18 protein-coding genes and 1 pseudogene are annotated in these 22,673 nt (G+C 62.9%); 14 read left to right on the top strand and 5 right to left on the bottom strand.

The window, feature by feature from the left end:
• The first annotated feature begins 11 nt into the window (after positions 1-11).
• The 4 genes and pseudogenes from J1G34_RS21135 to J1G34_RS21120 all read left to right on the top strand — a co-directional run bounded on the left by J1G34_RS21135 (position 12) and on the right by J1G34_RS21120 (position 6,791).
• Positions 12-1,493 (top strand): mannitol dehydrogenase family protein, encoded by a 1,482-nt coding sequence (locus J1G34_RS21135; RefSeq protein WP_122462872.1) that lies wholly within the window; start codon positions 12-14, stop codon positions 1,491-1,493.
• A 139-nt stretch (positions 1,494-1,632) separates the two neighbouring features.
• Positions 1,633-3,114, top strand: coding sequence for a xylulokinase (gene xylB, locus J1G34_RS21130; RefSeq protein ID WP_222994583.1), 1,482 nt, complete (start codon positions 1,633-1,635; stop codon positions 3,112-3,114).
• A 12-nt stretch (positions 3,115-3,126) separates the two neighbouring features.
• Positions 3,127-4,065: a carbohydrate kinase family protein gene (locus J1G34_RS21125; RefSeq protein WP_130138835.1), complete on the top strand. Its 939-nt coding sequence runs from the start codon at positions 3,127-3,129 to the stop codon at positions 4,063-4,065.
• A 118-nt stretch (positions 4,066-4,183) separates the two neighbouring features.
• Positions 4,184-6,791: pseudogene (locus J1G34_RS21120) on the top strand (autotransporter family protein).
• A 57-nt stretch (positions 6,792-6,848) separates the two neighbouring features.
• Here J1G34_RS21120 and J1G34_RS21115 read toward each other — a convergent pair.
• Positions 6,849-7,115 (bottom strand): DUF1652 domain-containing protein, encoded by a 267-nt coding sequence (locus tag J1G34_RS21115; RefSeq protein ID WP_065887355.1) that lies wholly within the window; start codon positions 7,113-7,115, stop codon positions 6,849-6,851.
• 370 nt (positions 7,116-7,485) lie between these two features.
• On the opposite strand from J1G34_RS21115, the gene J1G34_RS21110 reads away from it, so the two are divergent.
• Positions 7,486-7,689 carry a ParD-like family protein gene (locus J1G34_RS21110; protein WP_065887356.1) on the top strand — a complete coding sequence of 68 codons (204 nt, stop codon included), beginning with the start codon at positions 7,486-7,488 and terminating at the stop codon, positions 7,687-7,689.
• The gene (map, locus tag J1G34_RS21105) at positions 7,686-8,441 is read left to right on the top strand and encodes a type I methionyl aminopeptidase (RefSeq protein WP_065898361.1); all 756 of its coding nucleotides are present in this window, start codon (positions 7,686-7,688) and stop codon (positions 8,439-8,441) included. Before J1G34_RS21110 ends, map begins: the two co-directional genes overlap by 4 nt.
• 123 nt (positions 8,442-8,564) lie before the next feature.
• Here the strand turns inward: map and sfnG are convergent, their stop codons facing one another.
• Entirely contained in the window at positions 8,565-9,650 is a 1,086-nt protein-coding gene (gene sfnG / locus J1G34_RS21100; protein WP_065893171.1) for a dimethylsulfone monooxygenase SfnG, read from the bottom strand.
• Positions 9,651-9,915: 265 nt separating this feature from the next.
• Between sfnG and J1G34_RS21095 the strand changes: the two genes are divergently transcribed.
• Positions 9,916-11,154, top strand: a complete 1,239-nt coding sequence (locus J1G34_RS21095) for an acyl-CoA dehydrogenase family protein (protein ID WP_222994582.1) — start codon at positions 9,916-9,918, stop codon at positions 11,152-11,154.
• Positions 11,155-11,709: 555 nt separating this feature from the next.
• On the opposite strand, the gene J1G34_RS21090 is transcribed toward J1G34_RS21095, so the two are convergent.
• On the bottom strand, positions 11,710-12,495 hold the full coding sequence (locus J1G34_RS21090) for a sulfite exporter TauE/SafE family protein (protein ID WP_065887360.1): 786 nt from the start codon (positions 12,493-12,495) through the stop codon (positions 11,710-11,712).
• Positions 12,496-12,689: 194 nt separating this feature from the next.
• On the opposite strand from J1G34_RS21090, the gene J1G34_RS21085 reads away from it, so the two are divergent.
• The 3 genes from J1G34_RS21085 (at position 12,690) to J1G34_RS21075 (ending at position 14,500) form a co-directional block, all read left to right on the top strand.
• On the top strand, positions 12,690-13,211 hold the full coding sequence (locus J1G34_RS21085) for a DUF3455 domain-containing protein (RefSeq protein WP_222994581.1): 522 nt from the start codon (positions 12,690-12,692) through the stop codon (positions 13,209-13,211).
• Positions 13,212-13,298: 87 nt separating this feature from the next.
• Positions 13,299-13,829, top strand: a complete 531-nt coding sequence (locus J1G34_RS21080) for a sigma-70 family RNA polymerase sigma factor (RefSeq protein WP_222994580.1) — start codon at positions 13,299-13,301, stop codon at positions 13,827-13,829.
• Positions 13,826-14,500, top strand: a complete 675-nt coding sequence (locus tag J1G34_RS21075; protein ID WP_222994579.1) for an anti-sigma factor — start codon at positions 13,826-13,828, stop codon at positions 14,498-14,500. Before J1G34_RS21080 ends, J1G34_RS21075 begins: the two co-directional genes overlap by 4 nt.
• On the opposite strand, the gene J1G34_RS21070 is transcribed toward J1G34_RS21075, so the two are convergent.
• The gene (locus J1G34_RS21070; RefSeq protein WP_222994578.1) at positions 14,501-15,802 is read right to left on the bottom strand and encodes an ATP-binding protein; all 1,302 of its coding nucleotides are present in this window, start codon (positions 15,800-15,802) and stop codon (positions 14,501-14,503) included.
• Positions 15,803-15,805: 3 nt separating this feature from the next.
• Positions 15,806-16,507 (bottom strand): response regulator, encoded by a 702-nt coding sequence (locus J1G34_RS21065; protein ID WP_065898372.1) that lies wholly within the window; start codon positions 16,505-16,507, stop codon positions 15,806-15,808.
• A 227-nt stretch (positions 16,508-16,734) separates the two neighbouring features.
• On the opposite strand from J1G34_RS21065, the gene J1G34_RS21060 reads away from it, so the two are divergent.
• From J1G34_RS21060 to J1G34_RS21045, 4 genes are all read left to right on the top strand, one after another.
• The gene (locus J1G34_RS21060) at positions 16,735-17,877 is read left to right on the top strand and encodes an efflux RND transporter periplasmic adaptor subunit (RefSeq protein WP_065898374.1); all 1,143 of its coding nucleotides are present in this window, start codon (positions 16,735-16,737) and stop codon (positions 17,875-17,877) included.
• Between the two features lie 6 nt (positions 17,878-17,883).
• Positions 17,884-20,982 (top strand): efflux RND transporter permease subunit, encoded by a 3,099-nt coding sequence (locus tag J1G34_RS21055; protein ID WP_065893162.1) that lies wholly within the window; start codon positions 17,884-17,886, stop codon positions 20,980-20,982.
• A gap of 125 nt (positions 20,983-21,107) precedes the next feature.
• Entirely contained in the window at positions 21,108-21,749 is a 642-nt protein-coding gene (locus tag J1G34_RS21050; RefSeq protein WP_065898380.1) for a DUF1345 domain-containing protein, read from the top strand.
• Positions 21,750-21,822: 73 nt separating this feature from the next.
• A complete protein-coding gene (locus tag J1G34_RS21045; RefSeq protein WP_065893160.1) occupies positions 21,823-22,662 on the top strand; it encodes an AraC family transcriptional regulator in 840 nt (279 codons plus the stop codon).
• Positions 22,663-22,673 lie beyond the last annotated feature (11 nt).

Raw genomic sequence — 22,673 nt, 5'->3', positions numbered from 1 at the left:
AGTATTACGCCATGAAGCTGAACAAACACACCCTCACCCAGTTGGCACCCGAAGTACAACGGCCCACCTATGCCATCGCCAGCACATTGCAAGGCATCGCGCATATCGGCGTCGGCGGTTTCCATCGGGCGCACCAGGCGTTTTACACCGATGCTCTGATGAACACCGGTGAAGGCCTGGACTGGAGCATCTGCGGCGTGGGCCTGCGGGCCGAAGACCGCAAGGCCCGCGACGACCTCGCCGGCCAGGATTATCTGTTCACCCTGTATGAACTGGGCGACACCGACGACACCGAAGTGCGCGTGATCGGCGCGATCAGCGACATGCTGCTGGCCGAAGACGGCGCCCAGGCGCTGATCGATAAACTGGCCGAGCCGGCCATCCGTATCGTGTCGCTGACCATCACCGAAGGCGGCTACTGCATCGACGACAGCAACGGCGAGTTCATGGCCCACCTGCCGCAGATCCAGCATGACCTGGCGCACCCGAACGCACCGAAGACCGTGTTCGGTTTTCTCTGCGCCGCCCTGACCCGGCGCCGCGCCGCCGGCACCCCGGCGTTCACGGTGATGTCCTGCGATAACCTGCCGCACAACGGCGCTGTGACGCGCAAGGCCCTGCTGGCGTTCGCCGCGCTGCACAATGCCGAGCTGCATGACTGGATCCAGGCCAATGTGAGCTTCCCGAATGCCATGGTCGACCGCATCACGCCGATGACCAGCACTGCCCACCGCCTGCAATTGCATGACGAGCACGGCATTGACGACGCCTGGCCGGTGGTGTGCGAACCTTTTGTGCAATGGGTGCTGGAAGACAAATTCGTCAGCGGGCGCCCGGCCTGGGAAAAGGTCGGCGTGCAGTTCACCGATGACGTAACGCCTTACGAGGAAATGAAGATCGGCCTGCTCAACGGCAGCCACCTGGCCCTGACGTACCTGGGGTTTCTCAAGGGCTACCGGTTCGTTCACGAAACCATGAACGACCCGCTGTTTGTCGCCTACATGCGCGCCTACATGGACCTGGACGTCACGCCGAACCTGGCGCCGGTGCCGGGCATCGACCTGACCGAGTACAAACAGACCCTGGTCGAGCGGTTTTCCAACCAGGCGATTGCCGACCAGTTGGAGCGCGTGTGTTCGGATGGCTCCTCGAAGTTTCCAAAGTTCACCGTGCCGACCATCAACCGCCTGATTGCGGGCGGCCGTGAGACTGAGCGCGCTGCACTGGTGGTCGCTGCGTGGGCGTTGTATCTCAAGGGTGTCGATGAGAATGGCGTGAGCTACACCATCCCTGACCCGCGCGCGCAGTTCTGCCAGCAACTGGTCAGCGATGACAGCTTGATCAGCAAGCGCTTGCTGGGGGTTGAAGAGATTTTCGGCACGGCTATTCCCAACTCGCCCGAGTTTGTGGCAGCGTTCGAGCGGTGTTATGCAAGTTTGCGCGATCACGGCGTCACTGAAACCCTGAAGCGGTTACTGCAGAAACCGGCTTAAAACTGTGGGAGGGGGCTTGCCCCCGATGAGGGTGTGTCAGTTAATAAACCTTTCACTGACGCACCGCTATCGGGGGCAAGCCCCCTCCCAGATTGACCGCATTGGCAACTCCAACAATAAAACTGCTGAGCACTCCATCATGACCCAGCAAAACCTGTTCCTCGGCATCGACTGCGGCACCCAGGGCACCAAGGCCATCGTCCTCGATGCATCCAGCGGCAAGGTACTGGGCCTGGGCGCCGCCGCGCACACCCTGCTCAGCGGCGCCAACGGCCGGCGTGAGCAACACACCCAGGAATGGCTGGACGCCTTCACCGAAGCCACTCACCGCGCCTTGCAACAGGCCGGGGTGGACGGCCAGGACATCCTCGGCATCGGCGTGTCCGGCCAGCAACATGGCCTGATTCTGCTCGACGCCCAGGGCCAGGTGCTGCGCCCGGCCAAGCTGTGGTGCGACACCGAGACCGCCGCCGAAAACGAGCGCCTGTTGCAGCACCTGGGCGGCGAAAGCGGCTCGCTGGAGCGCCTGGGCGTGGTCATTGCGCCGGGCTACACCGTGTCCAAACTGCTGTGGACCCGCGAACAGCATCCGGACCTGTTTGCGCGCATCGCCCATGTCCTGTTGCCCCATGACTACCTCAATTACTGGCTCACCGGCCGCGCCGTCGCCGAATACGGCGATGCTTCAGGCACCGGCTATTTCGACGTGCGCCGCCGGGAATGGGACGTGGCGCTGCTGCAGCACATCGACCCCAGCGGGCGCCTGCAAGCGGCGCTGCCCAAGCTGATCGCCGCCGACCAGGCGGTGGGCACGATCCTGCCGGGCATTGCCGAGCGCCTGGGCATCAACCCCCAGGCCATCGTCGCCAGCGGCGGCGGTGACAACATGATGGGCGCCATCGGCACCGGCAATATCGCACCGGGCGTCATCACCATGAGCCTGGGCTCATCGGGCACCGTCTACGCGTTCGCCGACCAGCCCAACGTCAGTCCCCAGGCGTCGGTCGCCACCTTCTGCTCCTCCAGCGGCGGCTGGTTGCCGTTGATCTGCACCATGAACCTGACCAACGCCACCGGCGTGGTGCGCGAGCTGTTCGAGCTGGACTTGAACACCTTCAACGCCCTGGTCGAACAGGCCCCCATCGGCGCGGACGGGGTGAGCATGCTGCCGTTCCTCAACGGCGAACGGGTGCCCGCCCTGCCCCAGGCCACCGGCAGCCTGCACGGCCTGACCATGACCAACCTGACCCGCGCCAACCTGTGCCGTGCGGTGGTCGAAGGCACCACCTTCGGCTTGCGTTACGGCCTCGACCTGCTGCGCCAGACCGGCCTGCAAAGCCTGGGCATCCGCTTGATCGGCGGCGGTTCGAAAAGCCCGCTGTGGCGGCAGATGGTTGCCGATATCATGAACACCGAAGTGGTGTGTACCGAACAAAGCGAGGCCGCAGCCCTGGGCGCGGCGATCCAGGCGTCGTGGTGCCAGTCCGGCGAATCCCTGGCCAGCCTGTGCGACAAATGCGTGAGCCTTGACCCGGCCAGCCGCACCCTGCCGGTGCCGGCCAATGTCAGGGCCTATCAACAGGCCTACGAGCGCTATCAACAGCTTGTGGCAAACCTTTAAGAGCGAACGACTATGTATCTGGTGTGCGGTGAAGCGCTGTTTGATTTTTTCAGCGAGGAGGATGCCAGCGGGCTTGCGTCCAAGGTCAACTACAAGTCGATTGCCGGTGGGTCGCCGTTCAACGTGGCCGTGGGCTTGCGCCGCCTGGGCATCGAGGCCGGACTGTTCGGCGGAGTGTCCACCGACTTCCTCGGCCGGCGCCTGGTGCAGGTGCTCGAGGATGAAGGCGTGAGCCGGCAATTTCTCGTGGAGTTCGCTGCACCGACCACGCTGGCGATGGTTGCCGTGGGTGCCAATGGCTCGCCGCAATACAGCTTTCGCGGCGAAGGTTGCGCCGACCGGCAACTGCAAGTCGCGCATCTGCCGGTACTGGGCGATGAGATTCGCGGGCTGCATATCGGCTCGTTCTCGCTGGTGGTGCAACCCATCGGCGACACGCTGCTGGCCCTGGTCCAGCGCGAAAGCGGCAAGCGCCTGATCAGCCTCGACCCCAATGTGCGCCTTAACCCGCAACCGGACATCCAGCTGTGGCGCGACCGTATCGCCGAGCTGGTCAAGCATGCCGACCTGATCAAGGTCAGCGATGAAGACCTGCACCTGCTCTACCCCGAGCAATCGCCCGAAAGCGTGCTGCAAGACTGGCTGCAACACCGCTGCCAGCTGATATTTCTCACCCGTGGCGGCGACGGCGCCAGTGTGTTCAGCCGTAGGCACGGCACCTGGTCACAACCGGCTATCGACATCGTGATGGCCGACACGGTGGGCGCCGGCGATACCTTCCAGGCGGCGTTGATCGCCTGGTTGACCGAGCAGCAATTGGACTCGGTTGAAGGGCTGCACCAGCTCAGCCGCGAACAGATCGACGCCATGCTCGGCTTTGCCATCCGCGCGGCGGCGCTGACCTGCACCCGCACCGGGCCGGACTTGCCCTACCGTCGCCAATTAGGCTGATAGCCCCACCGGCCGCGCCCTGCGCGGCCTTTACCTTTTATCCAAAAAGCTTGCCATGCAGCGAAGCTGTGCTACACCGAAGAACAGCAGTAACTAAAAACAATACGTAGGACGCGTCATGACCAAGGCATCTGGTTTCCCAACCCGAGCCGTTATTGCTGTCGGCATCCTTTCACTGCAGTACTTCACGCCCCAGCCCGCGCATGCCGCGTGCGCTTTCAGCCCCGGTCCCGGTGACGATACGTTCGTCTGCGACAGCGGCACCAGCACCGCCGGGCTCACCGATCTTCAGGGCAACAACCGACTGACGCTGCCCGCCGGTGGTACGGGAACCATCAACGGCCCTGTCACGTTCGGCGCGGGCGCCGATCGCATCCTGATTGATGCCGGCAGTATCCTGGGTGCCGTGCAACAAGGCACCGGCATCGATGACTTCGTCATGAACGGCGGGCGGATTGTTTCGCTGGCCCAGGGCGATGGCCTCGATACCTTCCTGATGACCGGCGGCGTCATCGAACGGGAATTCGTCGACGGTGACGTGGCGCGGCAAACCGGCGGCACGATTGGCCGGGTCGACATGAAACTGGACGATAACGTCTACGAGATGACCGGCGGCGAGATCCTCGGCAACCTGGTCACCGGGTTCGGCAAGGACAGGATCGACATCTCGGGAACAGGCAGCGTCGGCGGCAATATCAGCACCAGCGGCGGCGATGACATCATTACGGTGAGCGGCGGCGTGATCAAAGGTGAAATCCGCGCCAGTTTCGGCAACGACACGTTCATCTGGCGCAATGGCGGCGCAATCCAGTCTTCAGTCTTGATGGGCGATGGTGACGACACCGCCTTGCTCAGCACTCTTGATGAAAGCCGTTTGGCCGCCACGCCGTCGATTGACGGTGGCCTGGGCAATGATCAATTGACGTTCGATAACAGCACTTCCAGTACGCCCACCCGCTATATCGGCTGGGAGACGGTCAACCTCAACAACGCCTCGCGCTTTGCTCTGGCCGGGGACTTTTTCCTCGGTGACAGTGCGAGCAACACCGGTACGTTCAACATCGATGGCAGCAGTACCCTGGCGGTGAGCCAGGGCGCAATCCGCCCCTACACCGCGGGCCAACTGGCGACGCTGAACAATGCCGGCACTGTTGACATGACCACCGACAACAGCGCGAACAGTTCATTGACGGTGCATGGCAACTATGTGGGCAATAACGGCCAGCTGTGGCTGCAAAGCGTCCTCGGTGATGACAACTCCGCGACCGACAAGCTGGTGGTGTCCGACGCAATTATCGGCGGTCACACGCAACTGGGCGTCACCAATCTGGGCGGTGCAGGCGGGCTGACTCAGAAAAGTGGCATCGAGGTGGTCCAGGCCCTCAACGGTACGACCAGCAGCGCAGATGCCTTTGCGTTGCAGGGCTCGGTGTCTGCCGGTGCCTATGAATATCGGCTGTTCAAAGGCGGCGTGACCGCCGGCACGGAAAACAACTGGTACCTGCGCTCGTCGGTGGTGGCCGTGCAGCCACCCGTCGTCCCGCCGGTACCGCCCACCCCGCCGGTGGTGGTGCCTGTTGCGCAGATTACACCGACGCCTCCCGTCGTCCACCCCGATGAACCAGCGGTGGAGCCGCCGACCGCGCAACCGGTCGCGCCAATCGAGCCTGCGGTGCCACCGCCGAGCCAGGTCGCGGCAGCCGACTCACCGCAACCTGCCGCCGGCAGCCCGGCGCTGCCAACGGCCGTGGTCGGTGCAGAGCCCATGCCGCTGTATCGCCTGGAGGTGCCGGTGTACTCGGTGGTGGTCCCGGCCGCACAAATCATGACCCGGATGGCCCTCGGCACCTTTCATGAGCGCCAGGGCGAGCAAAGCCTGCTCACTGAAACGGGCGCGGTTGCGGCCGGCTGGGCGCGTGCCTATGGCGGGGATCTGAACAAGAGCTGGTCGGGCACCGTGTTGCCAAGCTTCGACGGCAGCGTCAAGGGCTATCAGGTAGGGCATGACCTCTACGCTGGGCAAACCGGCGGCGGGCAACTGCAACGTGTCGGCCTGTTCATCGGGCAGAGTCGCTTGCGCGGCGACGTGAAAGGGTTCGCCGAAGGTTTTCAGGACCGGCGCTCCGGGCGGATCAAACTCGACGGTGATAACTTCGGCGCCTACTGGACGCTGACCGATCCCAAGGGGTGGTACATCGACCTGGTGGCCATGGGCACACGCCTCGACGGCGACAACACGTCCGACCGCGGCGTAAAGGTGAACACCAAGGGCGATGCCCTGGCACTCTCCGCTGAAGCGGGTTATCCCATCAGCGTTTCCGAACATTGGGTGATGGAGCCCCAGCTCCAGATGATCCGCCAGACCATCGACCTGGACAGCCAGCATGACGGTATTTCCAAGGTGTCGTTCGACTCCCAGGCCTACTGGACCGGACGTCTGGGTGCCCGCGTCAAGGGTCGCTATCGGGTGGGCAATATGCCCGTCGAACCTTATGTGCGCGTCAACGCCTGGCGCACGTTCGGCGGCAGCGACACGGTGACTTACGACGATGTGGACCGCATCAAGATGCGATCACAAGTCGTCCACCGCCGATGTCGGCGTAGGGGTCGTCGCCCACTTGTCGCCGGCGGTGAGTGTTTACCTGGCGGCGGACTACACCACTGATATGGACGGTAATGCCCAGAAGGGTGTGGGCGGCAACGCCGGGGTACGCCTGAGCTGGTGAACGGCAGGAGGCCTGGTCAATACAGGCCTCCACGTCAACGCAGGGCCGGGCGCACGCTTAAAAACCACGCCCTCCTGCTCGCTGCAGGACCGGCGTGTGCGCCTGCTTGAGGTCTTCACGCAGCCCGGCGATCAGGTTGCAAATGGCGCGACTGCTGTCGAGTTTGTCGGCGCTGATGCCTTTGACCTCCAACTCCACGCGATCACGGTCGCGGTCGTCGTACACCTTGATCGTCAGCGACGCATCTTCGGCTTTGGTGCACTCACACCGCTTGGGCAGGAAACTTCCTTCAATAATGCTGCGAAGCTCGAGTTCAGAAAGCATGGCCAACCTCTCCTTGTTTGAGACTGCCAACAGTTTTTATAGGGTCCGGCAGGCACTTGCCCGCCACGTCTTGCCGGCCTTGGAAGACGCCTTCAACTAATGAGCCTACTCGGCAAAATCCACTGCGGTTGTAACCTTTCTTCATAAGCTCAGCGCTTGCTTATACGCCGTACATCCGACAGTTCACATCATCGTCGAACCGCGCCGATTAAACGTTTAACCGTCAGTCTCAGATCGGGCGCAACAGGCGTGGTCGATTTTTCAGCAACATGTGGCAAACAATCAGCCACTCAACCAGCCGTCGAGCGGAGCTTTCGAAAAGCATACGAAACATATACGCTTCGTATATAAATCCTCCACAGTGAAGCTTATGGGCATCGTCAAGATCACCGACCAACTGCACGAACAACTGCGCCTGGCCAGCGCCGCGATGGACCGTTCCATCAACGCCCAGGCCGAGTTCTGGATCAAGATCGGCCTGCTTGCCGAGCTCAATCCTCAGTTGCCCTACAACGACCTGATCAACAAACTGTTGCTGGACAAACCTGACCTGATCAGGGGGCGCAGCCAATGATCAAGACGCCGCAACAGCTTGCGCTGATGCGCGAGTCCGGGCGCCTGCTGGCCCAGGTGTTCAGCATGCTCGACAGTTTTGTCGTCGCCGGTCGCTCCACCCTGGAGCTGGACAGCGCTGTCGAAACCTTCATCCGCCAGACGTTGCAGGCCCGCCCGGCCAGCCTCGGGCAATATGACTACCCCTTCAGCATCAATACATCGATCAATGAAGTGGTGTGTCACGGCATGCCCAGCGCGAAGCAAATCCTTAAGCATGGCGACATCATCAACATCGACATCACCCTGGAAAAAGGCGGCTTTATCGCCGACTCCAGCAAGATGTACATGATCGGCACGGTGACGCCCAAGGCGCGACGCCTGGTAGAAATGACCTTCGAAGCGATGTGGGCCGGCATCCGCCAGGTCAAGCCCGGCGCGCGCCTGGGTGACATCGGCCATGCGATCCAATGCCATGCGCAGGCCAACGGCTACAGCGTGGTGCGTGAATACTGCGGCCACGGCATTGGCCGGGAAATGCACGAAGAGCCGCAGATCCTGCACTTCGGCCGTCCCGGCACCGGGCTGGAACTGCGCGAAGGCATGGTGTTCACCATCGAGCCGATGCTCAACCAGGGCAGCGCCAAAGTGCGCAGCCTCAAGGATGGCTGGACGGTGGTGACCAAAGACAACAGCCTGTCGGCGCAATGGGAACATACCGTCGCGGTGACGGCGGATGGGTTTGAGGTGTTGACCCTGCAACCGACCGCCTGACCCGATCGTTCCCACGCTCCGCGTGGGAATGCCGCCCTGGATGCTCTGCGTCCGCTCTTGAAGTCGTGACGCAGAGCGTCACAGGATGCATTCCCACGCAGAGCGTGGGAACGATCAACCGGGTCAGGCCACCTGCTTGACGGAGGCCTCGGCTTCCAGCTCACGCACCAGCGGCAACACGCGTTTGCCGAAATATTCCACTTCTTCCTGGAAGTGCAGGAAGCCGGCCAGCACCAGGTCCACGCCCACCGCCTTGAGCGCGACGATGCGCTCGGCAATCTGCTGCGGGGTGCCGATCAGGTTGGTCTTGAAGCCGTCGTTGTACTGCACCAGGTCTTCAAAGCTGGACTTGGCCCAGTTGCCCTCGCCTTCCGGTGACGCCTTGCCGGCCTGCCTGGCGGCATCGCCAAAAGCATTGACCGCTTCCGGGTCGGCCTTGTCGATGATGTCCGCCAGCACGGCCCGCGCTTCTTCTTCAGTGTCGCGAGCGATCACGAAGGCGTTGACGCCGATCTTTACCGAATGATTATTGGCGGCGGCCTTGGCACGGATATCGTCGACCTGGGCCTTGATGCCTTCGGGGGTGTTGCCGTTGGTGAAGTACCAGTCCGACACTCGTGCCGCCATGTCGCGCGCGGCCCTTGAACTGCCGCCCTGGAACACTTCGGGCTGGCCCAGTGGCTTGGGCCTGAGGGTGTAATTGTTGAAACGGTAAAAGTCACCCTTGAAGGTGAAATCGTCCTGTGTCCACACACCTTTCAAGGCGCGAATGAATTCTTCGGAGCGACGATAGCGCTCATCGTGCTCCAGCCACGGTTCGCCGATGGCCTGGAACTCGCCCTTGAACCAGCCACTGACGATATTCACCGCGATGCGGCCGTTGGTGAGCTGGTCGATGGTCGCCAACTGCTTGGCCGCCAGCGCCGGTTGCCAGGGACCCGGCAGGATCGCCGCAATCACCTTGAGGGTGGTGGTCGCCGCGAGCAACGCGTGGCTGAACGCCACTGACTCGTGCTGGTTTTCCGCGCCGTAGCCGGCGGTGAAACGAATCTGGGTCAGGCCATATTCAAAGCCGGCGGCTTCGGCCAGTTGCGCCAGTTTACGGTTGTAGTCGATGCCCCAGTGGGTGCGCTGCTCGATCTTGCTGACCACCAGCCCACCGCTGACGTTGGGCACCCAATAGGCAAATTTCACGGCGTGTTGACTCATTGGAGGTACCTCGCACAAAGGAATGTAGGAGGACTTGAGCAGCAAGCGTGCCAGCTATGGGTACATGCCCTGCCCTTGCGGGTTGTGGCGCGAAACCTCGGGGTTACGCAAGGCGCCGCGACTGTCATGCAACACTGCATTTTGTGCAAACGCTGTTGCTGGAGCAACAGCGGCTGGCCTCCTCGCGCCGTAAACACGGGCCGCCGCGCCCGGCACGGACTGTGCAAACACCCAGGGACTTGATCACAGCCCAGGAGCCGCACCCATGACCGAGCAACACGTCATCAACCCGCTGTCCATCGGCGTCGACTACCCCGCCCTGGCCGAACGTTTCCGTCCCATCTTCCAGCGCATCGCCGACGGCGCGGTGGAACGCGAACACAGCCGCACCCTGCCCTATGAGCCGATCCGCTGGTTGAAGGAAGCCGGTTTTGGCGCGGTGCGCGTGCCGGTGGAATATGGCGGCGGCGGCGCGTCGCTGCCGCAGCTGTTCGAACTGTTGATCGAACTCGCCGCCGCCGACTCCAATGTGCCCCAGGCCCTGCGCGGGCATTTTGCGTTCGCCGAAGACCGCCTGAATGCGCCGCCGGGCGCGGCGCGCGAGGTATGGTTCAAGCGCTTTGTCGACGGCGACATCGTCGGCTGCGCCTGGACCGAAATCGGCAATGTCGCTATCGGCGACGTGGTCACCCAGGTCAGCCCCAACGGCGGCGACTGGACACTCAACGGTGAAAAGTTCTACAGCACCGGCAGCCTGTTTTCCGACTGGATCGATGTATACGCCCAGCGCAGCGACACCGGCGCCGACGTCATCGCCGCCACCCGCACGCGCCAGCCCGGGGTGGTGCAAAGCGATGACTGGGACGGCTTCGGTCAACGCACCACCGGCAGCGGCACCACGCGCTTTACCAATGCCGTGGTCGAAGGGCAAAACGTGATCGACTTTGCCACCCGCTTCAAATACCAGACCGCGTTCTATCAACTGGTGCTGCTCGCCACCCTGGCCGGCATCGGCCACGCGGCGCTCAACGACGTGGCCCATCAGGTACGCACGCGCAAACGCATCTACAGCCACGGCAACGCCCCGCATGTCAGCCAGGACGCGCAGGTACAACAAGTGGTAGGCGAAGTCGCCGCGCTCGTCTACGCAGCCCGCGCCAGCGCATTGCAGGCCGCACTGCCGGCGCAACAGGCCTACCTGGCCCGCTTCGGTGGCGATAACGCGGCAGAACGCAAAGCCAACGTCGCCGCCGAAATCGAATCCGCGACAGCCCAGGTGGTGGTGTCGGAATTGATCCAGCGAGCCACCAGCCAACTGTTCAACGCCCTGGGAGCCTCCGATGTGCGCCAGGGCAAAGCCCTGGACCGGCACTGGCGCAATGCGCGAACCGTGTCATCGCACAACCCGCTGATCTACAAGGCACGGATTGTCGGCGACTGGGTGATCAATGGCACCGAGCCACCGTTCGTCTGGCAGATCGGCAACGGCCCGGCAAAAGCCTAATGCCCGTAGGAGCGAGCTTGCTCGCGAAAAACTCACAGGCACCGCGTTTATTCAGGAAGCCCGCGTTATCGTTGACGTTTTTCGCGAGCAAGCTCGCTCCTACAGAGGGCGATGCGCAGCCATGGGTATCGACACAACGCTAACCACGATGCGCAGCGAGCCGCTCTTGATCTTGATCTGCTTTTGATCTCAGGCGCCCCGTTAAACCACGCTGGCCGAACGCAGGCTTGAATCCGTGGGCAACCCGGCAGGACGCCGGGTTAGCCGCCCCGCGCCATGGATGGCGCGTGGCGGCGGCCCACGGATTCAAGCCTGCGTTCGGGCACACCGAGCCTAAGCGAGGTGCCGAGTGGTGGGGCAAGAGCGTTTTGCTTACTTTTGCGCTTTTCAAAAGTGAGCCGCCGTCAGGGCGGAACCCTAAGCAGCCGTGACCGCAGCAACGGATATGTACTCGGTCCGATCCAACATCCTGGTCGGCCCAGAGGCCGCCATCGGGAGCAAGCCCCCTCCCACATTTGAGGCCGACAAAGCCCCACATTGGAACCGCCGCTTACCCTAGAACGCCAGTTTGTAACCCACCGCCATCAACATCACCGCCAGACAAGGACGCAGCACACCATCCGGAATCCTGCCCGTCATATGACTGCCCAGATAAATCCCCGGCAGCGAGCCCATCAGCAGAAACCCCAACAGATGCCAATCCATATTGCCCATGCTCGCATGGCCCAGCCCCGCCACCAAAGTCAGCGGCACCGCATGGGCGATCTCGGTGCCCACCAGACGGCGCGTAGCGAGAAACGGATACAGAATAAACAGCGCCACGGTCCCCAGCGCGCCGGCGCCGATGGACGTCAGCGCCACCATCGTGCCGAGCACCGCGCCCGTCACCACCGTCAGCGCATTCAGATTGCGCGGGCGCATGGCGTAGTCGTCACCGGCATGGCGCTGGGCGAACGCCAGCAAACGTTGCTTGAACAGAATCGCCAGGGCCGTCAGCAACAACACCACACCCAGCGCCTGCTTGATCACCGCGTTCATCGCGCTGGGGTCGGTGTGCAGGCTGGCGAGGAACCACAGGGTCAGCAACACTGCCGGCACGCTGCCCAGGGTGAGCCAGCCGGTAATGGTCCAGTCGATGTTCCTGTTCTTGCTGTGCACCAGCACCCCACCGGACTTGGTGATGGCGGCATACAACAGGTCAGTGCCCACGGCAGTGGCCGGATTGATGCCGAACCACAACAGGATCGGCGTCATCAACGAGCCCCCACCGACGCCCGTCATGCCTACGATAAAACCTACGATCAGGCCGGCAACCACGAACCCCACATTACCCACATCCATCAAAGCTACCTGCGGCCTTATAAATTTCTGGCGGCAGGATAGCGATTTTTCTTATAACCACTTATATCAATATGATCTGACTTTATGCTTTTTTTTAAAAACCCAACTTTTTTTGCACACCGCTGCATCCAATCGGCATGCCTCCCGAGTAGCAGTCAATGTAACCCTGCTGTCCTACCCAATGGAGAAACACCATGCACGTTAAAGCACTGCTTTGCTTGACCAGCTTGCTCATCGTCGCACCTGCCGCCTTTGCGCAGACCGGCGTGCCCGACGGCATCAAGGTGCCGGATGGCCATAAGGTGACGATGGAAACCACCGGTGTCGGCGAGATCACCTACGAATGCCGCGACAAGGCCAACGCGCCGGGCCAGACCGAATGGACCTTCGTCGGCCCCAAGGCGGTGCTCAACGACCGTAATGGCAAGGCAGTGGGCAGTTATTTCGGCCCGCCCGCCACCTGGCAGGCCCAGGACGGTTCAAAAATCACCGGCACCCAATTGGCTGTGGCACCGTCGAGTCCGGGCAACCTGCCCTATCAGTTGGTCAAGGCCAATCCGGCCAAGGGCAAGGGCGCCATGACCGGCGTGACCTATGTGCAGCGGGTTGCGCTCAAGGGCGGTGTGGCACCGGGTACGCCATGCACCGTCGCGAACAAGGGCCAGCAGGAACGGGTCAAGTACCAGGCCGATTACATTTTCTGGGCAGCCAACTGAACAAACTCGGCTACGCTGGCCATGCAGGAGCGAGCGCGCTCGCTCCTGCAGAGGACGGTCGTTCACTCAGTGGCAGGAAATGTTGGTTTGCCTGAAATCATCTTTGATTACGAAATGTGCCTGTTGGCCTGCGCCCGTGGCGATCAACGCGCGCTGCATCAGCTCTACGAGCATGACAGCAGCCGCTTGCTCGGCGTGGCGCTGCGCATCACCCGAAACAGGGCTCAGGCTGAAGACATCGTGCATGACGCCTTCATCAAAATCTGGCACGGCGCGCGCAGTTTCGATCCCGACCGAGGCTCTGCACGCGGTTGGGTGTTCAGCGTGACTCGGCACCTGGCCCTGGACGCTGTGCGCAATGCCGGGCGCGTGGTGCCTCTGGATGATCAGTACGAGCCACTTGCCGAACCTGCCGATACCTTTGAATTCGCCGCGCGTTCCGGGCAAATCCACCACTGCCTGGAACGCCTCGACCCGGCGCGCCGCAGCTGCATCCTGCATGCCTACGTGGACGGTTACTCGCACAACGAAATCGCGCAGAAACTGAGCACGCCGTTGGGCACCGTCAAAGCCTGGATCAAACGCAGCCTTGCCGCCTTGCGGGAGTGCATGGCATGAACGACACACTTGATGAACTGGCCAGTGAATACGTGCTGGGTACCCTGCCCGCCGAGCAGCGCAATGAAGTCCGGCAACGTCTCAAGCACGATGCGGCACTGCGTGCGGCAGTGGATGACTGGGAGCAACGCCTGTTGCCCCTGACGGCGCTGGCGCAACCGGTGCGCCCTTCGGCGCACGTGTGGCGGCGCATCGAACGCCACCTCGCAGCCCCGCACAACCACGTGGCGTGGTGGAACTTGCTGCCTTTCTGGCGTGGCCTGGCCGCTGCAGGGTTGATGGCAACCGTGGTACTGGGCACGCTGCTGCTGATACGCCCGCCCATTGCCGAGCCCAGCTTTTTGGTGGTGCTAGTGGCGCCGCAAAGCCAGGCCCCCGGTTGGGTGATCCAGGCCAGCGACAACCAGCGGATCCAATTGATTCCACTGGGCGTGATGCAGGTGCCGGCCGACAAGGCCCTGCAATTCTGGACCAAGGCCGATGGCTGGCAGGGGCCGGTGTCCCTGGGACTGGTCAAGCCGGGCCAGACGTTGTCGGTGCCACTGGACAAGCTGCCACCGCTGGCGCCGAATCAATTGTTCGAGCTGACCCTGGAAGACCCGAACGGCTCGCCCACCGGTAAACCGACCGGGCCAATCCAGGCCATCGGCCGCGCGGTGAAAGTGCTGTGATCAATCGACGTTGGGCAACCACACGCGAAACCGCGCCCCGCCCAACGGTGAAGCCTCGGCGGTCAAGGTGCCACCCTGGGCTTCCAGGGCCCGCCGGCTGATGGCCAGGCCCAGGCCAAAGCCCCCGGTGGCGCGGTCGCGGCTGCGGTCCAGGCGATAGAACGGCTCGAAGATGCGTTCGCGCTGATCCGGCGGAATGCCGATACCGTCATCATCCACGCGAATTTCACAGCCTTTGGGGCAGACCTTGACGCCGACCTGGATGCGCTTGTCGCAGTAACGCGTGGCGTTGCGCAACAGGTTCTGCAGCGCGCGGGCAGTGAGACGCGGATCGAGGCTGAAGCCCTCCACGGCGCAGTCGAGCGCGACCTCGATGACGATCTCGGGGTTTTCCAGCTCATCGTCGACGCTACCCAATACGCTGTCGATGAATTCATCCAGCACCACCTCCACGCGTTCCGGCAACTGCGCCGGGTTTTGCAGGCGGCTGTAGGACAGCAACTCCAGCACCAGCTCATCCAGCTCACGAATATGCGCCACCAGGCCCTGCAAGCGTTCCCGGCTGGCCGCCGGCAGATCTTCCGACAGCGCCAGGGCCAGGCCGAAATCCAGGCGCGTCAGCGGTGTGCGCAGCTCGTGAGACACCGCGTTAAGCAGGTCGCGCTGCTGGTTCAACAGATGCTCGATGTCATTGGCCATGGCGTCGAACACTGCCGCCAGGCTGCCGATGCTGGAACTCGGCGGGATTTGCGTGCGTTCGGCCAGGTTGCCCTTGCCCAACTGCGCGGCGGTGCTTTTGAGACGCTCCAGGTCGCGCCAATGGGGGCGCAACCACACCAGCAGGCAGGCCAGCAGCGCGGCGCCGACCAGCACGTTCATCGACCAGTACAGCAGGTTCATGTCCAGCGGGTCCGGCGGGATGATCAGTTTGACCGCGAACTGCTCGTTGATCGGCGAGCTGACTTCCTCCATCCAGCCCCACTCACCCAGGCGGACCACCGGTTTGCCCTGCTCCAGTAATCGCTCCTCGGCGGGCGTGTAGCGCGCGTCCTGGCGCAGCAGCAATTGCACCTTCAAGGGCGCGAAGTCGCGGCTCAGTTGCTCGGTGACCTGCGACCAGCGTTCCACCGGCGCGCGCAGGTATTGCTTGACGATAAGCGTTTGCTGGCCACGGGACTGTTCGACGTTGTAGTTCAGGTAGCGGTGTTCAAACAGCTGGATCACCAGCTTGGGGATCAGGAAAATCGCCGCGCTGTAGGTGACGATAGTGATCAGGTAGAGGCGCAGCAGGACACGAAACATGGCTCAGCATTCCCACTCGGAACGGCTGAACAGGTAGCCCTTGCCCCACACCGTCTTGATCTTGCGCGCTTCACCGGCGTGGTCGTCGAACTTGCGGCGCAGCTTGGAGATGGCCACGTCCACCGAGCGGTCGGTGCCGTTGAACTCGATACCGCGCAGGCGCTGCAGGATCTGGTCGCGACTGAGCACTTCACCGGCATGCCGCGCGAGTACCACCAGCAGGTTGTACTCGCCGCTGGACAACTCCACCGCCTGCTCGCGCCAGGTGACGCTGCGCTCGGACAGGTCGATGCACAGATTGCCCATGATGATGCGGTCGCTGGCCACCTGGGGCTCCGACAGGCTGCTGCGGCGCAGCAGGGTGCGCACACGGGCGAGCAGCACGCGAGGCTCGCAGGGTTTGGTCACATAATCGTCGGCGCCCATCTCCAGGCCCAGGACCTGATCGTGGCTGTCGTCACGGGCCGTGAGCATCAGGATAGGCAGGCCCGCCGAGTCCGCGCGCAGCAGACGGCAGACCTGCAGGCCGTCGAGGCCGGGCAGCATCAGGTCGAGGATCACCAGGTCCGGCGGGTTCAGCCGCGCCCGCTCACGGACCTGGTCGCCACGGCTGAGCACGCTGACATGGTAGCCATTGCGCTCCAGGTAGCTGGCAATCAACTCGGAGAGTGCGGCGTCGTCTTCCACCAGGAGGATGTTGGGCATGAAGGTGTTTCCAGAAAATACAGTGAGGTGTCGTACACAAATCCATGTGGCAGGTGGCAAGCCCCCTCCCACATTTGATCTTCATTGCAAGCAAGGTTGTGCAAGGATATACGCCCTCAGCGCCCCGCGCGCCGCCCCTTACATTTCTTCACACACGACCTACACAGCTTCACAGCACCACGGCGCAGGTGACTTTAGGATGCGCCAGTCAATATTGGGATAAGAGCATGTCAAAGAATCTATTTGCGCCGTTTTGCCTGCTGGCCCTCACACTGGCGCTGAGCGCGTGTGGTCAGTCAGCAGACGAAGCGCCACAAATGCCGCTGGCCAAAGTGCGTGTCGAGACGCTGCAAGCCAAGCCCCTGTCCATCACCAGCGAATTGAGCGGGCGCATCGCCGCGCCGCGCATGGCGCAAGTGCGCGCCCGGGTTGCCGGGGTGGTGATGCAGCGCGTATTCAATGAAGGCCATGACGTGAAACAGGGCGACGTGCTGTTCCGCATCGATCCGGCGCCCTTCAAGGCCGACCTCGACAGCGCCCAGGCCAACCTGAGCAAGGCCGAGGCCAATGCATTCCAGGCACGCCTGCAGGAGCAGCGCTACAGCCAGTTGGTGGAAGGCAACGCCATCAGCGGCCAGGACTACGACAACGCCCGCGCCGCCCTGCGCCAGACCAACGCTGAGGTTGCCGCGCAAAAGGCTGCCGTCGAGCGCGCCAGGCTGAACCTGGGTTACGCCACCGTGACCGCGCCGATTTCCGGGCGCATCGGCCGTGCCCTGGTGACCGAAGGCGCGCTGGTCGGCCAGAACGAAGCCACGCCGCTGGCGGTCATCCAGCAGTTGGACCCGATCCACGCCGACCTGACCCAGTCCACCCGCGAGCTCAATGACCTGCGCCGTGCCTTTCGTGCCGGCAGCTTGAAGCAGGTCGGCCAGGACCAGGCCAAGGCCACCCTGATCCAGGACGACGGCAGCCTGTACCCGTTGCCGGGCAAGCTGCTGTTCGCCGAAATCAGCGTCGACCCGGGCACCGGGCAGATCATCCTGCGCAGCGAGTTCCCCAACCCGGACCTCGACCTGCTGCCCGGCAGCTTTGTGCGGGTGCGCCTGGAACAGGCGGTCGACAAACAAGGCCTGAGCGTGCCGCAACGCGCCATCACCCGCGACAGCGCCGGCATCCCCATGGTGCTGTTGCTGGACGGCGAGCAAACCGTGCGCCAGCAGCCGGTGGAGTTGGGCGCGGTGATCGAGGATCGCTGGATCGTCAGCAGCGGCCTCAAGCCCGGTGACCGCATTGTCGTCGAGGGCCTGCAACATGCACGCCCCGGTGAAAAAGTTGAAGTGGACGACAGCCCGCTCGTGAAGGAATAACCCGCCATGCCGCAGTTCTTTATCGACCGCCCGATCTTCGCCTGGGTGGTGGCCTTGTTCATTTTGCTGGCCGGCGTCCTCGCGATCCCGCAATTGCCGGTGGCCCAATACCCCAACGTCGCGCCGCCCAAGGTGGAAATCTACGCGGTGTACCCTGGCGCTTCGGCCCAGACCCTGGATCAAAGCGTGGTCAGCCTGATCGAGCAGGAGCTTAACGGCGCCGATCACCTGCTGTATTTCGAGTCCCAGAGCAGCCTGGGTTCGGCGACCATTACCGCCACGTTCCAACCGGGCACCAACCCGGAGATGGCCCAGGTGGATGTGCAAAACCGTCTCAAGGCGGTGGAGTCGCGCTTGCCGCAAGCCGTGACGCAACAAGGCTTGAAGGTGGAAAAAGTCTCGGCCGGCTTCCTGCTGCTGGTAACGCTGACATCCGAGGACGGCAAGCTCGACGACGTGGCGCTCAGCGATTACCTGGCGCGCAACGTGATGAACGAACTCAAGCGCCTGAACGGGGTGGGCAAGGCCCAGCTGTATGGCGCCGAGCGCGCCATGCGCATCTGGATCGACCCGCAGAAGCTGATCGGCTTCAACCTCACCCCGGCCGATGTGAATGCCGCGATCAGCGCGCAGAACGCTCAGGTCTCCGCCGGCAGCATCGGTGATCTGCCAGCGACAAACACCCAGGAAATCACCGCCGCCATTCTGGTCAAGGGCCAATTGTCGACGCCGGCAGAGTTCGCCGACATCGTCCTCAAGGCCAACCCTGACGGCTCTACCGTGCGCATCGGCGACGTGGCGCGGGTGGAAGTCGGCAGCCAGGAATACCAGTTTTCCACCCGACTGAACGGCAAGCCGTCCACCGCCGTCAGTGTGCAACTGTCGCCCGGCGCCAACGCGCTGAACACCGCGAACCTGGTGCGGGCGAAGATGGACGAGCTGTCGCGCTTTTTCCCGGCCAATGTGCAATACAAGATTCCGTACGACACCTCGCCGTTCGTGAAGGTCTCGATTACCAAGGTGGTCTACACCCTGCTCGAGGCGATGGCGCTGGTGTTCGCGGTGATGTTCCTATTCCTGCAGAACGTGCGCTACACCCTGATCCCCACGCTGGTGGTGCCGATTGCGCTGATGGGCACCTTCGCTACCATGCTGTTACTGGGCTTTTCGATCAACGTGCTGACCATGTTCGGCATGGTGCTGGCGATCGGCATCCTGGTGGACGATGCGATTGTGGTGGTGGAGAACGTCGAACGGATCATGGCGACTGAGGGCCTGTCGCCCAAGGAGGCGACGAAAAAGGCCATGGGCCAGATCACCAGCGCCATCATCGGTATCACCCTGGTGCTGGTGGCGGTATTCCTGCCGATGGCGTTCATGCCAGGCTCCGTGGGGGTGATCTACCAGCAGTTTTCGCTGTCGATGGCCACCTCGATCCTGTTTTCGGCCTTCCTGGCCCTGACCTTGACGCCGGCGCTATGCGCCACCTTGCTCAAGCCGATTGCCCAGGGCGAGCACCATGCCAAGGGCGGCTTCTTCGGCTGGTTCAATCGGCGCTTTGAACAGCTCACCGACCGCTATGAAGGCTGGGTGGCCTATGCCCTCAAGCGCAGCGGCCGTTACCTGCTGATCTACCTGGTGCTGCTGGTGGGCCTGGGGCTGCTGTTCAGTCGCCTGCCCTCCTCGTTCCTGCCGGTGGAAGACCAGGGCTACACCATCACCGATATCCAGTTGCCACCGGGCGCGAGCAAGAACCGCACGGTGCAGGTGGCCGAGCAGATCGAGGCGCACAACGCCACGGAACCGGGGGTGGGCGATACCACCATGATCATGGGCTTCAGCTTCTCCGGCTCCGGGCAGAACGCGGCGCTGGCGTTTACCACGCTCAAGGACTGGTCGCTGCGCAGCAGCGATGATTCGGCTTCGTCGATTGCCGACCGCGCCAACATGGCCTTCAGCGAGCTCAAGGATGCGATTGCCTTTGCGGTCCTGCCCCCCCCGGTGGACGGCCTCGGCACCTCCAGCGGCTTCGAGTTCCGCCTGCAGGACCGTGGCGGCGTCGGCCACGCGGGGCTGATGGCTGCGCGTACCGAGTTGCTGGAAGCGGCCGCGAAAAGCCCGATCCTGGCCAACGTGCGCGAAAGCGCCCTGGCCGAAGCGCCGCAGATACAGCTGGAAGTGGACCGCAAGCAGGCCAATGCGCTGGGCGTGGCGTTTGCCGATGTCGGCAATATATTGTCGTCGGCCATCGGTTCGGCCTATATCAACGACTTCCCCAACCAGGGGCGCATGCAGCGCGTGGTGGTGCAGGCCGAAGGCGACCAGCGCAGCCAGGTGGCGGACTTGATGAAGATCAACGTGCGCAACAACGCCGGGAAAATGGTGCCGCTGTCGGCGTTTGTCGCAGCCAAGTGGACCCAGGGCCCGACGCAGCTGACGCGCTACAACGGCTACCCCGCCATCGCCATCAGCGGCGAAGCGGCGCCAGGGCACAGCACCGGCGAGGCAATGGACGAAATCCAGCGTCTGGTCAGCCAGTTGCCCGCAGGTTTGGGCCAGGAATGGACCGGGTTGTCCTTGCAGGAACGCCTGTCCGGTTCCCAGGCGCCAATACTGTTGGGCCTGTCGCTGCTGATCGTGTTCCTGTGTCTGGCGGCCTTGTACGAAAGCTGGTCGATCCCGACCTCGGTCTTGCTGGTGGTGCCGCTGGGTGTGCTTGGGGCGGTGCTGGCGGTGAGCTTGCGCGGCATGCCCAACGATGTGTTCTTCAAGGTCGGCCTGATCACCATCATCGGGCTGTCGGCGAAGAACGCGATTTTGATCATCGAGTTCGCCAAGGACCTGTATGAACAGGGCGAGGACTTGGTCGACGCCACCTTGAAAGCCGCGCGCCTGCGCCTGCGCCCGATCATCATGACCTCGCTGGCGTTCATCCTCGGCGTGGTGCCGCTGGCGATTGCCACCGGGGCCAGCTCGGCGAGCCAGCAGGCCATTGGTACGGGGGTGATTGGCGGGATGATCACGGCGACGCTGGCGGTGGTGTTTGTGCCAGTGTTTTTTGTGGTGGTGATGAAGTTGGTGCGCAAGCGCGACAAAGACGCTTAGTCCAGCCAAGCGCGGTAAATCATGTGGGAGGGGGCAAGCCCCCTCCCACAGGGTTATCGATCAAGTTCATGATCAAGTACAACCGAATAAGCTATGGTGCTCAAAACTACCCAGTATGAGCCGCCATGCCCTTCCTCGCCCGCACCCACCCTCGCCTTTCATCCGCCGCCGTGCTGGGCCTTGCCGTGGGCCTCCTGGTGCCGGCCGAGGCGTTGGCCAGCAAAATCCTGATCGGCTGGAACGCCGGCGTCTGGACCTACCTGGTACTAATGCTGTGGCTGACCATTCGCGCCAAGGCCGAGGACGTCAAGCGCATCGCTGAAGTCGAAGACGAAAACGCCGGGCTGGTGCTGTTCATGGTGTGCATCGCCGCCATCGCCAGCCTGGCAACCATCACTTTCGAATTGGCGGGCAGCAAAGACCTGGCAACCACCGAGCGCCTGTTGCATTACGCTTTCACCGGGGTGACGGTGATCGGTTCGTGGCTGCTGATCGGGGTGATCTTCAGCGTGCACTACGCCAGGCTCTATTACACCTGGAATGGCAAGGAACCGGCGCTGCGCTTTGCCGAAGGCTTGCTCACGCCCAACTATTGGGATTTTCTGTATTTCTCCTTCACCATCGGCGTGGCGGTGCAGACCTCCGATGTGGGCGTCGCCACCCGCGGCTTGCGCAAGGTAGTGCTGGGACAATCGTTGATCGGCTTTTTATTCAACACGGCGATTCTAGGGTTCTCGATCAATATTGCCGCAGGGCTGTTCGGCTGAGGCTGCACAAACCTTCTAGACGCAGGGCCGACCGTGGGCCCTAATGGCGATACACATTCATCCTCGGTGATTTATGGCCGCGCACAATTGGATCGATCTGTCCCAGGACGCCGATACCGGCATAGAGACCCTGCGCGCGCATTTCCAAGGGCACGCCTACGACCCGCACTGGCATGACAGCTACCTGATCGGCGTTACCGAGCAAGGGGTGCAGCAGTTCAATTGCCGGCGCACCCGCCATAACAGTGTGCCGGGCCAAGTGTTCCTGCTGGAGCCTGGAGAGATCCACGACGGTAACGCGCCCACTGCCGATGGCTTCACCTACCGCATGCTTTATCTGGACCCGTACTGGCTCGCGCGCGAAGTTTCGGCGGTGTTCGAGCAAGCCCCGGCCGACCATCAACTGAGCTTCGCCCGAACGTTGACCCATGACCCGCAGCTGGCCCAGGCGACCAGCCAGGCGTTCCAGAGCCTGCATCACAACGAACTGCGGATCGTGCGGCAAAGTGCACTGGATCAGTTGCTGGCCCGTCTTACCGGGCAACTTCACTGGCGCCGCCGCTACAGCCAGGACCCGCGCCTGCCGCAGGTCGCCCACAGGGCGCGGGAATACTTGCATGACCATCTGCACCACGACATTGGCATGGACGAACTGGCCCTGGCCTGCGGTGTCGACCGCTTTCGCCTGACCCGCGCGTTCAAAAGCGCCTTCGGCCTGCCGCCCCATGCCTACCTGGTGCAATTGCGTCTGGCCCGCGCCCGGCACTTGCTCGCCAAAGGCGCACAACCGGCCGATGCCGCCAGCGCGCTGGGGTTCGCCGACCAGAGTCACCTGGGCCGCTGGTTTGTGCGGGCGTATGGACTGACGCCCGCCGCGTACCGCAAGCGCTGCTCAAATCTTCCAGACAGCTGAGCCGCAGGCGA

The sequence above is a fragment of the Pseudomonas sp. Wu6 genome (assembly GCF_019891515.1).
Taxonomy (GTDB): domain Bacteria; phylum Pseudomonadota; class Gammaproteobacteria; order Pseudomonadales; family Pseudomonadaceae; genus Aquipseudomonas; species Aquipseudomonas orientalis_A.
This window is presented reverse-complemented; position numbering and strand designations above follow the sequence as displayed.

Coding starts and splice junctions, on each gene's coding strand:
- J1G34_RS21135 (WP_122462872.1), top strand. CDS start 12: ATGAAGCTGAACAAACACACCCTCACCCAGTTGGCACCCGAAGTACAA.
- xylB (WP_222994583.1), top strand. CDS start 1,633: ATGACCCAGCAAAACCTGTTCCTCGGCATCGACTGCGGCACCCAGGGC.
- J1G34_RS21125 (WP_130138835.1), top strand. CDS start 3,127: ATGTATCTGGTGTGCGGTGAAGCGCTGTTTGATTTTTTCAGCGAGGAG.
- J1G34_RS21115 (WP_065887355.1), bottom strand. CDS start 7,115: ATGCTTTCTGAACTCGAGCTTCGCAGCATTATTGAAGGAAGTTTCCTG.
- J1G34_RS21110 (WP_065887356.1), top strand. CDS start 7,486: ATGGGCATCGTCAAGATCACCGACCAACTGCACGAACAACTGCGCCTG.
- map (WP_065898361.1), top strand. CDS start 7,686: ATGATCAAGACGCCGCAACAGCTTGCGCTGATGCGCGAGTCCGGGCGC.
- sfnG (WP_065893171.1), bottom strand. CDS start 9,650: ATGAGTCAACACGCCGTGAAATTTGCCTATTGGGTGCCCAACGTCAGC.
- J1G34_RS21095 (WP_222994582.1), top strand. CDS start 9,916: ATGACCGAGCAACACGTCATCAACCCGCTGTCCATCGGCGTCGACTAC.
- J1G34_RS21090 (WP_065887360.1), bottom strand. CDS start 12,495: ATGGATGTGGGTAATGTGGGGTTCGTGGTTGCCGGCCTGATCGTAGGT.
- J1G34_RS21085 (WP_222994581.1), top strand. CDS start 12,690: ATGCACGTTAAAGCACTGCTTTGCTTGACCAGCTTGCTCATCGTCGCA.
- J1G34_RS21075 (WP_222994579.1), top strand. CDS start 13,826: ATGAACGACACACTTGATGAACTGGCCAGTGAATACGTGCTGGGTACC.
- J1G34_RS21070 (WP_222994578.1), bottom strand. CDS start 15,802: ATGTTTCGTGTCCTGCTGCGCCTCTACCTGATCACTATCGTCACCTAC.
- J1G34_RS21065 (WP_065898372.1), bottom strand. CDS start 16,507: ATGCCCAACATCCTCCTGGTGGAAGACGACGCCGCACTCTCCGAGTTG.
- J1G34_RS21060 (WP_065898374.1), top strand. CDS start 16,735: ATGTCAAAGAATCTATTTGCGCCGTTTTGCCTGCTGGCCCTCACACTG.
- J1G34_RS21055 (WP_065893162.1), top strand. CDS start 17,884: ATGCCGCAGTTCTTTATCGACCGCCCGATCTTCGCCTGGGTGGTGGCC.
- J1G34_RS21050 (WP_065898380.1), top strand. CDS start 21,108: ATGCCCTTCCTCGCCCGCACCCACCCTCGCCTTTCATCCGCCGCCGTG.
- J1G34_RS21045 (WP_065893160.1), top strand. CDS start 21,823: ATGGCCGCGCACAATTGGATCGATCTGTCCCAGGACGCCGATACCGGC.